The 14,929-nt window shown below is 60.0% G+C and carries 11 protein-coding genes; 4 read left to right on the forward strand and 7 right to left on the reverse strand.

Translation table 11 applies throughout. The features are described from left to right. Window positions 1–17: 17 nt before the first annotated feature. The 7 genes from AB7M29_RS16890 to gloB all read right to left on the reverse strand — a co-directional run bounded on the left by AB7M29_RS16890 (window position 18) and on the right by gloB (window position 10,018). A complete protein-coding gene (locus AB7M29_RS16890; RefSeq protein WP_454247345.1) occupies window positions 18–1,628 on the reverse strand; it encodes an ABC transporter ATP-binding protein in 1,611 nt (536 codons plus the stop codon). Window position 1,629: 1 nt separating this feature from the next. After that, on the reverse strand, window positions 1,630–2,649 hold the full coding sequence (locus tag AB7M29_RS16895) for an ABC transporter permease (protein ID WP_008074378.1): 1,020 nt from the start codon (window positions 2,647–2,649) through the stop codon (window positions 1,630–1,632). A gap of 1 nt (window position 2,650) precedes the next feature. After that, window positions 2,651–3,724 carry a microcin C ABC transporter permease YejB gene (locus AB7M29_RS16900; RefSeq protein WP_007906757.1) on the reverse strand — a complete coding sequence of 358 codons (1,074 nt, stop codon included), beginning with the start codon at window positions 3,722–3,724 and terminating at the stop codon, window positions 2,651–2,653. 4 nt (window positions 3,725–3,728) lie between these two features. Continuing rightward, window positions 3,729–5,570 (reverse strand): extracellular solute-binding protein, encoded by a 1,842-nt coding sequence (locus tag AB7M29_RS16905; protein ID WP_454247346.1) that lies wholly within the window; start codon window positions 5,568–5,570, stop codon window positions 3,729–3,731. After that, window positions 5,567–7,399 (reverse strand): extracellular solute-binding protein, encoded by a 1,833-nt coding sequence (locus tag AB7M29_RS16910; RefSeq protein ID WP_454247347.1) that lies wholly within the window; start codon window positions 7,397–7,399, stop codon window positions 5,567–5,569. Before AB7M29_RS16910 ends, AB7M29_RS16905 begins: the two co-directional genes overlap by 4 nt. Before the next feature lie 285 nt (window positions 7,400–7,684). Beyond that, window positions 7,685–9,151 (reverse strand): transglycosylase SLT domain-containing protein, encoded by a 1,467-nt coding sequence (locus tag AB7M29_RS16915; RefSeq protein WP_217854707.1) that lies wholly within the window; start codon window positions 9,149–9,151, stop codon window positions 7,685–7,687. 99 nt (window positions 9,152–9,250) lie between these two features. Beyond that, a complete protein-coding gene (gloB, locus tag AB7M29_RS16920; RefSeq protein ID WP_217854708.1) occupies window positions 9,251–10,018 on the reverse strand; it encodes a hydroxyacylglutathione hydrolase in 768 nt (255 codons plus the stop codon). 65 nt (window positions 10,019–10,083) lie between these two features. Between gloB and AB7M29_RS16925 the strand changes: the two genes are divergently transcribed. The 4 genes from AB7M29_RS16925 (at window position 10,084) to AB7M29_RS16940 (ending at window position 14,918) form a co-directional block, all read left to right on the forward strand. Next, window positions 10,084–10,842, forward strand: coding sequence for a methyltransferase domain-containing protein (locus tag AB7M29_RS16925; RefSeq protein ID WP_454247348.1), 759 nt, complete (start codon window positions 10,084–10,086; stop codon window positions 10,840–10,842). A 91-nt stretch (window positions 10,843–10,933) separates the two neighbouring features. Then, on the forward strand, window positions 10,934–11,386 hold the full coding sequence (gene rnhA / locus AB7M29_RS16930; RefSeq protein ID WP_003180633.1) for a ribonuclease HI: 453 nt from the start codon (window positions 10,934–10,936) through the stop codon (window positions 11,384–11,386). A 290-nt stretch (window positions 11,387–11,676) separates the two neighbouring features. Next, entirely contained in the window at window positions 11,677–12,435 is a 759-nt protein-coding gene (dnaQ, locus tag AB7M29_RS16935; protein ID WP_052964264.1) for a DNA polymerase III subunit epsilon, read from the forward strand. Window positions 12,436–12,662: 227 nt separating this feature from the next. Continuing rightward, window positions 12,663–14,918 (forward strand): Orn/Lys/Arg family decarboxylase, encoded by a 2,256-nt coding sequence (locus tag AB7M29_RS16940; protein WP_454247349.1) that lies wholly within the window; start codon window positions 12,663–12,665, stop codon window positions 14,916–14,918. Window positions 14,919–14,929 lie beyond the last annotated feature (11 nt).

Consider the following 14,929-nt stretch of genomic DNA (forward strand, 5'->3'; position numbering starts at 1 on the left):
TGCTCCTCTTTTCAGGTTTATTGCGCAGTGGCTGGTGCCAGAAAAGCGGCTTCCAGCAACTGCTGTGTATACGGATGTTTGGGGGCGGCAAAGATACTTTGCGCGTCTCCCTGTTCGACCACTTGGCCATGCTTGACCACCATCAGCTGGTGGCTCAGCGCTTTGACGACAGCCAGGTCATGGCTGATAAACAAATACGTCAGGTTGTACTTGGTTTGCAGTGAACGTAGCAGCTCCACCACTTGGCGTTGCACGGTGCGGTCGAGGGCCGAAGTCGGCTCGTCCAGCAAAATCAACGCCGGTTTTAGCACTAATGCCCGGGCAATGGCGATTCTTTGCCGTTGCCCACCGGAAAATTCGTGGGGGTAGCGGTGCCGGGTTTCCGGGTCCAGACCTACCTCCTTGAGTGCTGCAATAATCGCTTGTTCCTGTTCTGCCTCGGTGCCCATCTTGTGGATCCGCAGGCCTTCGCCGACGATCTGGCTCACGCACATCCGTGGGCTCAGGCTGCCGAACGGGTCTTGGAACACCACCTGCATCTCCCGCCGCAGCGGTCGAATCTGATGCTGCGTCAGGCAGTCTAGTTGCTTGCCTTCAAAACGGATGGCGCCTTTGCTACCGATCAGCCGCAATATTGCCAGGCCGAGCGTCGACTTGCCGGAACCGCTTTCTCCCACAATCCCCAGAGTCTGGCCCTGGGGCAGGCTGAAATTGATCCCGTCTACCGCTTTGATATGGTCCACGGTCTTTTTCAGAAAGCCTTTCTTGATCGGGAACCAGACTTTCAGGTCCTCGACCTGCAGCAATGGCGGGCCAATCACGTTGGTCGCCGGTTTGCCGCTGGGCTCCGCTGCCAGCAGTTCCCGCGTGTACGGATGCTGCGGTGCGCGGAACAATTCTTCGCACGATGCCTGTTCGACGATGCAACCGCGCTGCATGACACATACGCGATGCGCAATTCTTCGCACAAGGTTCAAATCGTGACTGATCAGTAACAACGCCATGCCAAGACGGGCCTGCAATTCCTTGAGCAGTTCGAGAATTTTCAGTTGAACGGTCACGTCCAGCGCCGTGGTCGGTTCGTCGGCGATCAGCAATTCCGGCTCATTGGCCAGGGCCATCGCGATCATTACCCGCTGGCGCTGGCCTCCGGACAATTCGTGGGGCAGAGCCTTGAGACGCTTCTCCGGTTCGGGGATGCCGACCATTTCCAGCAGTTCCAGCGTGCGCTTGGTCGCGACTTTGCCGGTCAGGCCTTTGTGGATGCCCAAGATTTCGTTGATCTGTTTTTCGATCGAATGCAGCGGATTGAGCGAGGTCATCGGCTCCTGGAAGATCATCGCAATCCGGTTGCCACGGATGTGGCGGATGGTTTTCTCTTTCAGGTCCAGCAGATTCCGATCGGAATAAGTGATGGTGCCGGACGGATGCCGAGCCAGCGGGTAGGGCAGCAGCCGCAGGATCGAGTGGGCGGTCACCGATTTGCCGGAGCCGCTTTCGCCCACCAGCGCCAGGGTTTCGCCGCGCTTGATGTCGAAGCTGACGCCTTCGACCACCCGCTGACAGCGTTCGCCGACGACAAATTCGACGGCCAAGTCGCGCACTTCGATCAGATTGTCCTGATTCATTTCACTTCCTCGGGTCGAAGGCATCGCGAGCGGACTCGCCGATGAACACCAGCAGACTCAACATCAGCGCCAGCACCGCAAACGCACTCATACCGAGCCACGGCGCTTGCAGGTTGGATTTGCCCTGAGCCACCAGTTCACCCAGGGACGGCGCGCCCGGCGGCAGGCCGAAGCCGAGGAAATCCAGGGCGGTCAGGGTGCCGATGGCGCCGGTCAGGATGAACGGCATGAAGGTCATGGTCGAGACCATGGCGTTGGGCAGAATGTGGCGGAACATGATCGCACCATTCTGCATGCCCAGCGCCCGGGCCGCGCGCACGTATTCCAGATTCCGACCGCGCAGGAACTCGGCGCGCACCACATCAACCAGGCTCATCCACGAGAACAGCAGCATGATCCCCAGCAGCCACCAGAAGTTTGGCTGCACGAAACTGGCCAGAATGATCAACAGGTACAGCACCGGCAACCCGGACCAGATCTCCAGAAAACGCTGCCCCGCCAGATCGACCCAACCGCCATAAAAACCCTGCAAGGCCCCGGCGATAACGCCGATGATCGAGCTGAGAATGGTCAGCGTCAAAGCAAACAGCACCGAAATCCGGAAGCCATAAATCACCCGGGCCAGCACATCGCGGCCCTGATCGTCGGTGCCCAGCAGGTTGTCGGCCGAGGGCGGCGCGGGGGCCGGGACTTTCAGGTCGTAGTTGATGCTCTGGTAGCTGTAGGGGATCGGTGCCCACAAGACCCAAGCGTCCTTGGCCTTGAGCAGTTCGCGGATGTACGGGCTCTTGTAGTTGGCTTCCAGCGGGAATTCGCCGCCGAACGCGGTTTCCGGGTAACGCTTGAGTGCCGGGAAATACCAGGCGTTGTCGTAATGCACCACCAGCGGTTTGTCGTTGGCGATCAGCTCGGCACCGAGGCTTGCGCCGAACAGAATCAGAAACAGCCACAGCGACCACCAGCCACGCTTGTTGGCCTTGAACAGTTCGAAACGTCGGCGATTGAGAGGGGACAGGTTCATCTCAATGCTCCCGGCTTTCGAAGTCGATGCGCGGATCGACAAAGGTGTAAGTGAGGTCGCCGATCAGCTTCACCACCAGCCCCAGCAGGGTGAAGATGAACAGCGTGCCGAAAACCACCGGGTAATCGCGGTTGATCGCTGCTTCAAAACTCATCAGACCGAGGCCGTCGAGGGAGAAAATCACTTCCACCAGCAACGAGCCGGTGAAAAAGATCCCGATGAATGCCGATGGGAAGCCAGCAATCACCAACAGCATGGCGTTGCGAAACACATGGCCGTACAGCACGCGATGGCGGGTCAGGCCCTTGGCCTTGGCGGTGACCACGTATTGCTTGTTGATTTCATCGAGGAAGCTGTTCTTGGTCAGCAGCGTCATGGTCGCGAAGTTGCCGATTACCAGTGCGGTCACCGGCAGTGCAAGGTGCCAGAAATAGTCGAGGATCTTGCCGCCGGTGCTCAGCTCGTCGAAGTTGTTCGAGGTCAGGCCCCGTAGCGGGAACCAGTCGAAATAGCTGCCGCCGGCGAACACCACAATCAGCAGGATGGCGAACAGGAACGCCGGAATCGCGTAACCGACGATGATGGCCGAACTGGTCCAGACGTCGAAGTGGCTGCCGTGTCGCGTCGCCTTGGCGATCCCCAGCGGGATCGACACCAGGTACATGATCAGCGTGCTCCATAGCCCCAGGGAGATCGATACCGGCATCTTTTCCTTGATCAGGTCGATGACCTTGGCGTCGCGGAAGAAGCTGTCGCCGAAATCCAGGGTGGCGTAGTTCTTGATCATGATCCACAAACGTTCCGGCGCCGATTTGTCGAAGCCGTACATGTGCTCGATTTCCTTGACCAGCGCCGGGTCCAGGCCTTGGGCGCCGCGATAGGCAGAACCGGCCACCGACACCTCGGCACCGCCGCCGGCGATGCGGCTGGTGGCGCCTTCGAAGCCTTCGAGCTTGGCGATCATCTGTTCTACCGGCCCACCGGGGGCGGCCTGGATGATCACGAAGTTGATCAGCAAAATGCCAAGCAGGGTCGGGATGATCAGCAGCAGTCGCCGAAAAATATACGCCAGCATCTGATTACTCCGTGCCCGCAGGGTCGGCTTGCAGTTTGGTTTCGACTTCTATCGGCAATGTCGCGTTGGGCTTGACCCACCAGGTATTGATGCCGATGTCATATTTGGGCGAAACCTTCGGGTGGCCGATGTGGCTCCAGTACGCCACGCGCCAGGTCTTGATGTGCCAGTTGGGGATCACGTAATAGCCCCATTGCAGCACCCGGTCCAGCGCCCGGGCATGGGCTACCAGACTTTGGCGCGAATCGGCGTTGATCAGTTGCTCGACCAGTTGGTCCACCACCGGGTCTTTCAAGCCCATGGAGTTGCGACTGCCGGGTTTGTCGGCTGCGTCGGTCATCCAGAACTCACGCTGTTCATTACCCGGCGAGTTGGACTGCGGGAAGCTGCCGACGATCATGTCGAAGTCCCGGGAGCGCACGCGGTTGATGTATTGCGAGACGTCGACCCGACGGATCACCAGATCGATGCCCAGGTCGCTGAGGTTGCGCTTGAACGGCAGCAGCACTCGCTCGAACTCGGTCTGGGCCAGCAGGAACTCGATGGTCACCGGTTTGCCGGTGGCGTCGACCATCTTGTCGTCGACGATCCGCCAGCCGGCCTCTTGCAGCAGTTGATAGGCCTTGCGCTGCTGAGTGCGGATCATGCCGCTGGCGTCGGTCACCGGGTTCTGGAACGCTTCGCTGAACACTTGCTCGGGAATCTTGCCGCGGAACGGGTCGAGGATCGCCAGTTGATCGGCGTCCGGTAGGCCAGTGGCAGCCATTTCCGAGTTTTCAAAGTAACTGCGGGTGCGCGCGTAGGCGCCGTTGAACAGTTGCTTGTTGGTCCACTCGAAGTCCAGCAACAGGGTCAGTGCCTGGCGCACACGGACATCCTGAAACACCGGGCGGCGCAGGTTGAACACGAAGCCTTGCATGCCGGTGGGGTTGCCGTTGGGGATCTCTTCCTTGATCAGCCGACCTTCGGCCACGGCTGGAATGTTGTAGGCCTTGGCCCAGTTTTTCGCGGCCGATTCCAGCCAGTAGTCGAACTGACCGGCCTTGAGCGCTTCCAGCGCGACAGTGTTGTCGCGGTAGTAGTCGGTGGTCAGTACGTCGAAGTTGTAGAAGCCGCGATTGACCGGCAGGTCCTTGCCCCAGTAATCCTTGACCCGCTCATAGCGCACCGAACGTCCGGCCTTCACTTCGCTGACTTTGTACGGGCCGCTGCCCAGCGGCAGTTCCAGATTGCCCTTGTTGAAGTCGCGGGTCGCCCACCAATGCTTGGGCAGCACCGGCAACTGGCCGAGGATCAGCGGCAACTCACGGTTGTTTTTATGCTTGAACTTGAACAGCACTTTGAGCGGGTCTTCGGCGACCACTTCTTCAACGTCGCTGTAATAGCCGCGGAAGAGCGGGGCGCCGTCCTTGATCAGGGTCTGGAAGCTGAACACCACGTCTTCGGCACGTATCGGGTGACCGTCGTGGAAGCGTGCTTCGGGACGCAGGTAGAAACGCACCCAGCTGTTGTCCGGGGCTTTTTCGATTTTGCCGGCGATCAGGCCGTATTCGGTAAACGGCTCATCCAGACCCTGTTTGGCCAGGGTGTCGTAGATCATGCTGATGTCGTCGGCCGGCACGCCTTTGTTGATGAACGGGTTGAGGCTGTCGAAGCCACCGAACCCGGCCTGGCGAAAGATCCCGCCCTTGGGCGCGTCAGGGTTTACGTAATCGAAATGTTTGAAATCGGCCGGGTATTTCGGCGGCTCGTTGTACAGGGTCAGGGCATGTTGCGGGGCGGCACAGGCCAGCCCGGCGAACAACAGACCGCTGGCCTGCAAGAGCAGGGCGCGTACGGGTTTCATCGATCTTTCTCCGAAGATTTCAACCACCACGCGCTCAGGCCCAGGGTGTAGGGCGGCGTGGTGACGAAGGCGAACCGGTTGCGGTAGGCCAGGCGGTGATAATTGAGGTACCAGTTGGGAATGATGTAGTGCTGCCACAGCAGCACCCGGTCGAGCGCCTTGCCGGCGGCGACTTGTGCATCGCGGGTCTGGGCGGCGAGCAGTTGTTCGAGCAAATGGTCGACTATGGGGTTGGCGATACCGGCGTAGTTCTTGCTGCCCTTGACCCCGACCTGGCTGGAGTGGAAGTACTGCCATTGTTCCAGACCCGGGCTGAGGGTCTGGTTGAGGGTCATCAGGATCATGTCGAAATCGAACTGATCGAGGCGCTGTTTGTACTGAGCGCGATCGACCGTGCGCAGCCGTGCGTCGATACCGATGCTGGCGAGGTTCTCGACGTAAGGCTGAAGGATGCGTTCCAGGTTCGGGTTGACCAGCAGGATCTCGAAGCGCAACGGTTGGCCGATGGTGTTCTGTAGCCGCTGACCGCTGAGCTTCCAGCCGGCCTCGGCGAGTAGCTCCAGGGCCTTGCGCATGGTTTCCCGCGGAATGCCGCGGCCTTCGGTCTGCGGCAGGCTGAACGGCTCGGTGAGCAGCTTGGCGGGCAACTGATCGCGATAGGGCTTGAGCAATAGCCACTCGTGACCCACCGGTAGCCCGGTGGCGGAGAACTCGCTGTTGGGGTAATAGCTCATGGCGCGCTTGTAGGCGCCGCTGAACAGCGTGCGGTTGGTCCACTCGAAGTCGAACATCAGCCCCAGCGCTTCGCGGACCTTGGCCTCGGCGAAAGCGGGTCGCCGGGTATTCATGAACAGGCCCTGGCTCTGGGTCGGGATCTGATGCGCGATTTGCGCCTTGATCACTTCGCCACGGCGCACGGCGGGGAAGTTGTATCCGTTGGCCCAGTTCTTTGCCTGGTGCTCGATGTAGATGTCGAACTCACCGGCCTTGAACGCTTCGAAAGCCACGTCGCTGTCACGGTAGAACTCGACTTCCATGCGATCGACGTTGTACTTGCCGCGATTGACCGGCAGGTCTTTGCCCCAATAATCCTTAACCCGTTCGAAGACGATCTGCCGCCCGGGCGTTACCGAGGTGATGCGATACGGCCCGCTGCCCAATGGCGGCTCGAAGGTGGTGGCCTTGAAGTCGCGACCTTCCCAGTAATGCTGAGACAACACCGGCAACTCGCCCAGGCGCAGGATCAGCAGCGGATTGCCGGCGCGCTTGAAGACGAAGCGGATACGCCGTGGGTTGAGGATATCCACCCGCGACACTTCCTGAAGGTTGGTGCGGTATTGCGGATGACCTTCCTTGAGCAGCAGACGGTAAGAGAACGCCACGTCGTAAGCGGTAATCGGCGTGCCATCGTGGAAACGCGCTTCGGGGCGCAGGTTGAACACCACCCAGCTGCGGTCTTCGCTGTATTCCACCGATTGGGCTATCAGGCCATAACTGGAGGTTGGCTCATCGCCGGACGGCGCGTATTGGCCGGTGCCGACCATCAACGGTTCATTGAGTTCGTTGATGCCGTATTGCAGGAAGTTGCCGGTGGAAACCGGGCTTGAGCCTTTGAATGTGTAAGGGTTGAGCGTATCGAAGGTGCCAAACGCCATCACCCGCAACGTACCGCCCTTGGGCGCTTGCGGGTTGACCCAGTCGAAGTGGGTAAATCTGGCCGGGTACTTGAGCGTGCCGAACTGCGCATAACCATGGCTTTCGCTGATCGTCGCGCTTGCGGGGGAGCTCAAGGCCAGGCTGATCAGGAGCAGAAGGAGGGGACGCTTCAAGTCAGAGATCCGATCCAGGCGGCTTGGGCTTTGTGGGCCGTACAGTAACAGCTTGTATCGACAGGAAAAAGACGGGGGGGTAATGCGTTGTTAATTGTCGAGAGGATTGGCCTGCAAGCGCAAAACCTGTGGCGAGGGGGCTTGCCCCCGTTCGGCTGCGAAGCAGGCGCGATGGCGGCTGACGCGGTGTGTCTGTTGAAATGCAATTACAGGTTTTGGGACCGCTTCGCGGTCCAACGGGGGCAAGCCCCCTCGCCACAAAAAGCCCCCATTGCCTGAACCAGCTTAATTCGGCGAAGCAACCGTCAGCATTTGCCCCGGCTTCAGCGCCTGGCCAACCCGAGGGTTCCAGCGCTTGAGGTGCTGCATTTCAACGTTGAAGCGTTTGGCGACCATGTACAGCGAGTCGCCTTGCTTGACCTTGTATTGGGTCTTTTGCGTCTTGTTGGTTACCTTGCCGTTCGCCTTGCCGTTCGCCTTGCTGTTCGCCGCGACCACGGTGTTGACGCGCCCGGATTTGCGCTTGGTGGTGTCCTGCATCACCAGGGTCTGGCCGACCTTGAGGTTCTTGCCGGTCAGTTTGTTCCAGCGTTGCAGGTCCTTGATGTCGACCTTGTTGGCCTTGGCGATGGTGCCCAGATTGTCGCCGCGTTTGACCCGGTAGGCGCGCTTGAGGCTGGCGACTTCGCGGTCGTCTGCGCCTTCGAACACTGGTTTGAGCGATCGCTGACTGATCAGCTCGTCAGGGCGCATGGTCGACAGGCTGGCGGTCAGCAGTTGCGCCTTGGACGTTGGCACCAGCAGATGCTGGGGGCCGTCGATGGTGGTGCGCTGCTTGAAGGCCGGGTTGAGCTGGAACAGTTCGTCTTCGTCGATGTTGGCCACCGCGGCAACCTTGGACAGGTCCATGCGCTGGTTGATTTCGACGACCTGGAAGTACGGTTCGTTGGCGATCGGGTTGAGGTTCACGCCATAGGCTTCGGGCGCCAATACCACTTGCGACAGGGCCAGCAACTTAGGCACATAGGCTTGGGTTTCCGCTGGCAGCGGCAGGTTCCAGTAGTCGGTCGGCAGGCCGAGTCGTTCGTTGCGCTCGATGGCCCGGCTGACCGTACCTTCGCCAGCGTTGTAGGCTGCCAGGGCCAGCAGCCAGTCACCGTTGAACATGTCGTGCAGGCGGGTCAGGTAATCCATGGCTGCGGTGGTCGAGGCGGTGATGTCGCGACGGCCATCATAGAAGCGGGTTTGACGCAGGTTGAAGTAACGCCCGGTGGAAGGAATGAATTGCCAAAGACCCACCGCGTCGGCCCGGGAATAGGCCATCGGGTTGTAGGCGCTTTCAATCACCGGCAACAGCGCCAGTTCCAGCGGCATGTTGCGTTCTTCAAGGCGTTCGACGATGTAATGAATGTAGAGGCTGCCGCGTTCGCCGGCATTTTCGAGGAAGGACGGGTTACTGGCGAACCACAGACGCTGTTGCTCGATGCGCGGGTTGACGCCCAGGTTGTCCTGCAACTGGAAGCCCTGGCGCATGCGCTCCCAGACGTCCTGTGGAATTTGCGGTGTTGGTTTTTCGCTGAGCCAAATGGGTTTTTGCTTGGCTCGAGCCGCGATATTCGGAGTGTGTGTCGCTTCGGTCTGCGGCACATGGCTGGAACAGCCCGCCAGAGTGGCGGACACAGCCACCGCGATGGCTTGAGCCAAGCGGGTCAATGCGTCTGAATTGATGGCTTTACGAATAGGTGACGACATTGGCTGGAAGTAAGTTCCGGGCAAAAATGTCGGGCGATTCTAGAAAGCGCACCCCCTGCGGTCAACCATTCAGAATTTTTGTATCATCAAGCAGCCTCCCTAGAACGTATCTTTCCAAGCGCGAAGAGCCGCAAAAACCGCACTCGGAGCCCGGTTGTCGGGTCCGTTCCGTTCGTCCACTTTTTCTTGAACGGATGTTTCGCCGGTACGCAAAAACGGATTGGTGAGCTTTTCCAGTGCCAGCGTCGAAGGCAGCGTCATGATTCCGGCTTCGCGTTGACGGGCGACTTTGGCCAGTCGTTCGAGGGTATCGGGGTTGTTCGGTTCGACTGCTGCGGCGAACTTCAGATTGCTCAGGGTGTACTCGTGAGTGCAGTAGACCAGCGTGTCTTCGGGCAGCGCTGCGAGGCGGCTCAGCGAGTGATGCATTTGCTCGGGCGTGCCTTCGAATAACCGTCCGCAACCGGCAGCGAACAGGGTGTCGCCGCAAAACAAATGGCCCTGGTGATAAAAGGCGATGTGCCCGAGGGTATGGCCCGGCACCTGGATGACGTCGAAGTCCCAGCCCAGCACGTTGATGCGGTCATTGTCCTTGAGCGCCACGTCCCGCGCCGGGATGCTTTCGCTGGCCGGGCCGTAGACTGTCGCGTCTGTCGCTTTTTTCAGCCGCTCGACGCCGCCGACATGGTCATGATGGTGATGAGTGATCAAAATATCGCTTAACACCCAACCCGGGTGCGCCGCGAGCCAGGCTTGTACTGGCGCGGCATCGCCCGGATCGACCACGGCGCAGCGCTGGGTGTTGTGGTCTTGTAACAACCAGATGTAGTTGTCGGTGAAGGCGGGCAGGGCACTGATCTGTATCATCGTCGGATTCGCCAAGCAGAAAACATTGGCGCATCTTAGAACTTCCTGGCGCGTTGGAGAATGCAATGACCGATAAAGCGTTCGCTCAGGCCGATCCTGAGTGGCTGACATTGATCAGCGCGGCCCGTGAATGGCTGTCCGGGCCCATCGGGCAATTTCTGCTGGACGAAGAACGACGCATGCTCGAAGACGAGTTGGAGCGCTTCTTCGGCGGCTATCTGGTGCATTATGGCCCTTCGGCGCAGACACCGCCATCGGCGCCGCAGGTCCAGCGCAATGTGCGGCTCGGTGCGCCGTTACCGGGGGTCGAGATCGTCTGCGAAGAGCAAGCCTGGCCTTTGAGCGAGCACGCCGCCGATGTGGTGGTGTTGCAGCACGGGCTGGATTTCTGCCTGTCGCCCCACGGTTTGCTGCGCGAAGCGGCAAGCAGCGTGCGCCCCGGCGGGCATCTGCTGATTGTCGGGATCAATCCCTGGAGCAGCTGGGGGCTGCGTCATGTGTTCGCCCATGACGCCTTGCGCAAGGCCCGTTGCATTTCGCCGTCGCGGGTTGGCGATTGGCTGAACCTGCTGGGCTTCGCGCTGGAGAAACGCCGCTTCGGGTGCTATCGTCCGCCGCTTGCGTCGCCTGCCTGGCAAGCCCGTCTGGCCGGTTGGGAGCGCAAGGCCGGTGACTGGCAGTTGTCGGGTGGTGGCTTCTATTTATTGGTCGCGCGCAAGATCGTGGTGGGCTTGCGGCCGGTGCGCCAGGAACGGCGCGAACCGATGGGCAAGCTGATTCCATTGCCGATGGCCAAGGTCAACCGTCGTCACCTCGAACCGTAATACATATTTTATTTCCCGGCCGGGTTCGCCCTGGCCTCGGGCATCGTCGGTCACCGATCGGCGAGCCACCGCATTTTCTGGATAGATTGGCATGAGCGATAGCGTAGAACTCTTCACCGATGGCGCCTGTAAGGGCAACCCAGGTCCGGGCGGCTGGGGCGCGTTGCTGGTGTGCAAGGGCGTTGAAAAAGAACTCTGGGGCGGCGAAGCCAACACCACCAACAACCGCATGGAGTTGATGGGCGCGATTCGCGGCCTGGAAGAACTCAAGCGCTCCTGCGATGTGCTGCTGGTGACCGACTCCCAATACGTGATGAAAGGCATCAACGAGTGGATGGCCAACTGGAAGAAGCGCGGTTGGAAAACCGCGGCCAAGGAACCGGTGAAAAACGCCGATCTGTGGAAGCTGCTCGACGAGCAGGTTAACCGCCACAACGTCACCTGGAAATGGGTGCGCGGGCACATCGGCCATCACGGCAACGAACGGGCCGACCAACTGGCCAACCGTGGTGTGGATGAAGTGCGTGGGTACAAGCAGGCTTGATTCCGGTTCTACCGATGCACCGCGTCATCGTTCTTCGCGAGCAAGCCCGCTCCCACATTCGACCGAGTTCTCTCACGGGAATGCGATCAAATGTGGGAGCGGGCTTGCTCGCGAAGGCCACGACTCGGTGTTCCTGGCAGGGCGCATCGCGGGCAAACCCGGCCCCTCAAGGAATCACAGCATCAAATCACGGCGGTCAGTTGCTGGTCTGAATACCGGTCGTTGACGATCCTGCGAGCGTGTTAACATCGCCGCTTTTGCACGATTGACCCGTTGAGAGCTGAGCACTGATGGCCACCAGATCCGTTGTACTCGATACCGAAACCACCGGCATGCCGGTGACCGACGGCCACCGGATTATCGAAATCGGTTGTGTCGAGTTGATCGGTCGGCGCCTGACCGGCCGGCATTTCCACGTTTACCTGCAACCGGATCGCGAAAGTGATGAGGGCGCCATCGGCGTCCACGGCATCACTAACGAATTCCTGGTGGGCAAGCCGCGTTTCACTGAAGTCGCCGATGAGTTCTTCGAGTTCATCAAGGGCGCGCAGCTGATCATCCATAACGCGGCGTTCGACGTTGGCTTCATCAACAACGAATTCGCCCTGATGGGCCACCACGATCGCGCGGACATCACGCAACACTGTTCGATCCTCGACACCCTGATGATGGCCCGGGAGCGTCACCCGGGGCAGCGCAACAGCCTCGACGCCTTGTGCAAACGCTATGGCGTCGACAACTCCGGCCGTGAGCTGCACGGCGCCTTGCTCGACTCCGAGATTCTCGCCGACGTTTACCTGACCATGACGGGTGGCCAGACCAGCCTGTCGCTGGCTGGCAATGCGTCCGATGGCAATGGTTCAGGCGAAGGCGCGGACAACTCCGCCACCGAAATCCGTCGTCTGCCGGCCGATCGTCAGCCGATCCGGATCATCCGCGCCAGTGAAGAAGATCTGGCCCAGCATATTGCGCGCCTGGAAGCCATCGCCAAATCCGCCGGCGCTCCGTCGTTGTGGCAGCAATTGGCTGAGGCCAAGGCTCAGGCCTAAAGGCCTTAAAAGATCGCAGCCTTCGGCAGCTCCTACGCCAACCGTGTCGAGCATCAAATCAACGGTGGCCCCGATCCTGTAGGAGCTGCCGCAGGCTGCGATCTTTTGATCTTCGCAAACGCAACCAATGCCCCACTTCAGGGCATCCCGCTCGCCACATGCGCTTCAACCCTCTACCCTGAGGTTATTGGCAGGCCACGGTCTGCCGCCTCAGGACACCGAGCCCCATGTATAAAGATTTGAAATTCCCGGTGCTGATCGTCCACCGCGACATCAAAGCCGACACCGTTGCCGGTGATTGCGTGCGTGGCATCGCCCGGGAGCTTGAGCAGGAAGGCTTCAGCATCGTCTCGGCGGTCGATTACAACGAAGGGCGTCTGGTCGCCTCGACTCATCACGGCCTCTCTTGCATGTTGATTGCCGCCGAAGACGCCAGCACCAATGCTCATCTTCTACATAACATGGCCGAGCTGATCCGCCTGGCACGGGTTCGGGCACCGGACCTGCCGATCTTTGCCCTCGGTGAGCAGGTGACCCTGGAAAATGCCCCGGCCGACGCCATGGCCGAGCTCAATCAACTGCGCGGCATTCTTTATTTGTTTGAAGACACCGTGCCCTTCCTCGCCCGTCAGGTCGCCCGTGCGGCGCGCAAATATCTGGACGGTCTGTTGCCGCCGTTCTTCAAGGCGCTGGTGCAGCACACCGCCGACTCCAATTATTCCTGGCACACCCCCGGCCATGGCGGTGGCGTGGCGTATCACAAGAGCCCGGTAGGGCAGGCGTTTCACCAGTTTTTCGGGGAAAACACCCTGCGTTCGGATTTATCGGTGTCGGTACCGGAACTCGGTTCGCTACTCGATCACACTGGCCCGCTGGCCGAGGCGGAAGCGAGAGCAGCGCGCAATTTCGGCGCTGATCACACCTTTTTCGTGATCAATGGCACCTCGACCGCCAACAAGATCGTCTGGCATTCCATGGTGGCCCGCGATGATCTGGTGCTGGTAGATCGCAACTGCCACAAGTCGGTGCTGCACTCGATCATCATGACTGGCGCGATCCCGCTGTACCTGTGCCCGGAGCGCAATGAGCTGGGGATTATCGGGCCGATTCCGTTGAGCGAATTCAGCCGCGAATCGATCCAGGCCAAGATCGACGCCAGCCCGCTGACCCAGGGCCGCGAGCCCAAGGTCAAGTTGGCGGTGGTGACCAACTCGACTTACGACGGCCTCTGTTACAACGCCGAGCTGATCAAGCAAAGTTTGGGCAACAGCGTCGAGGTGCTGCATTTCGACGAGGCCTGGTACGCCTACGCGGCGTTCCACGAGTTCTTCGCCGGCCGTTACGGCATGGGCACCTCTCGTAGCGAAGACAGCCCGCTGGTGTTCACAACGCACTCAACGCACAAACTACTGGCGGCGTTCAGCCAGGCGTCGATGATTCATGTTCAGGACGGCGGCGCGCGGCAGCTGGATCGCGACCGTTTCAACGAAGCGTTCATGATGCACATCTCGACCTCGCCGCAATACAGCATCATCGCCTCGCTGGACGTGGCCTCGGCGATGATGGAAGGACCAGCCGGGCGTTCGCTGTTGCAGGAAATGTTCGACGAGGCCCTGAGTTTTCGCCGGGCCCTGGCCAATCTGCGTCAGCATATCGCCGCCGATGACTGGTGGTTTTCCATCTGGCAACCACCTTCGGCCGAAGGTATCGAGCAGGTGGTCACCGAAGACTGGTTGCTGCAACCCGACGCCGATTGGCACGGCTTTGGCGGCGTGACCGACGACTACGTGTTGCTCGATCCGATCAAGGTCACGCTGGTGATGCCGGGTTTGACGGCAGGTGGTGCCCTGAGCGCGCGCGGGATTCCGGCGGCGGTGGTCAGCAAATTCCTCTGGGAACGCGGGCTGGTCGTGGAAAAGACCGGGCTATATTCCTTCCTGGTGCTGTTCTCCATGGGCATTACCAAGGGCAAATGGAGCACGTTGCTAACCGAGTTGCTGGAGTTCAAGCGCAGTTACGACGCCAACGTCAGCCTGGCCAACTGCCTGCCGTGCGTGGCGCAACACAATATTGCCCGTTATCAAGGCATGGGTTTGCGTGATCTGTGTGATCAATTGCACGCCTGTTATCGCAGCAACGCCACGGCCAAACACCTCAAACGCATGTACACCGTACTGCCGGAAGTCGCGATGAAGCCGGCGGACGCCTATGATCAATTGGTACGCGGGGAGGTTGAGGCTGTTTCGATCGATGCTCTGGACGGGCGGATCGCAGCGGTAATGCTGGTGCCATACCCGCCGGGGATCCCGTTGATCATGCCCGGCGAGCGTTTCACCGAGTCGACCCGTTCGATCATCGATTACCTGAAGTTTGCCCGTACGTTCGACAGTAGTTTCCCCGGATTTGTCGCCGATGTGCATGGCTTGCAACACGAAGACGAGGGCAATGGACGGCACTACACCGTCGATTGCATCAAGGAATGAGGACCTTTCCG

The organism is Pseudomonas sp. F-14 TE3623 (genome assembly GCF_053629015.1).

Bases quoted from the DNA above. Each gene is read 5' to 3' on its own strand.
- dnaQ (WP_052964264.1), top strand. From the start codon at position 11,677: ATGGCCACCAGATCCGTTGTACTCGATACCGAAACCACCGGCATGCCG.
- AB7M29_RS16915 (WP_217854707.1), bottom strand. From the start codon at position 9,151: ATGTCGTCACCTATTCGTAAAGCCATCAATTCAGACGCATTGACCCGC.
- AB7M29_RS16890 (WP_454247345.1), bottom strand. From the start codon at position 1,628: ATGAATCAGGACAATCTGATCGAAGTGCGCGACTTGGCCGTCGAATTT.
- AB7M29_RS16925 (WP_454247348.1), top strand. From the start codon at position 10,084: ATGACCGATAAAGCGTTCGCTCAGGCCGATCCTGAGTGGCTGACATTG.
- gloB (WP_217854708.1), bottom strand. From the start codon at position 10,018: ATGATACAGATCAGTGCCCTGCCCGCCTTCACCGACAACTACATCTGG.
- AB7M29_RS16895 (WP_008074378.1), bottom strand. From the start codon at position 2,649: ATGAACCTGTCCCCTCTCAATCGCCGACGTTTCGAACTGTTCAAGGCC.
- AB7M29_RS16940 (WP_454247349.1), top strand. From the start codon at position 12,663: ATGTATAAAGATTTGAAATTCCCGGTGCTGATCGTCCACCGCGACATC.
- AB7M29_RS16905 (WP_454247346.1), bottom strand. From the start codon at position 5,570: ATGAAACCCGTACGCGCCCTGCTCTTGCAGGCCAGCGGTCTGTTGTTC.
- rnhA (WP_003180633.1), top strand. From the start codon at position 10,934: ATGAGCGATAGCGTAGAACTCTTCACCGATGGCGCCTGTAAGGGCAAC.
- AB7M29_RS16900 (WP_007906757.1), bottom strand. From the start codon at position 3,724: ATGCTGGCGTATATTTTTCGGCGACTGCTGCTGATCATCCCGACCCTG.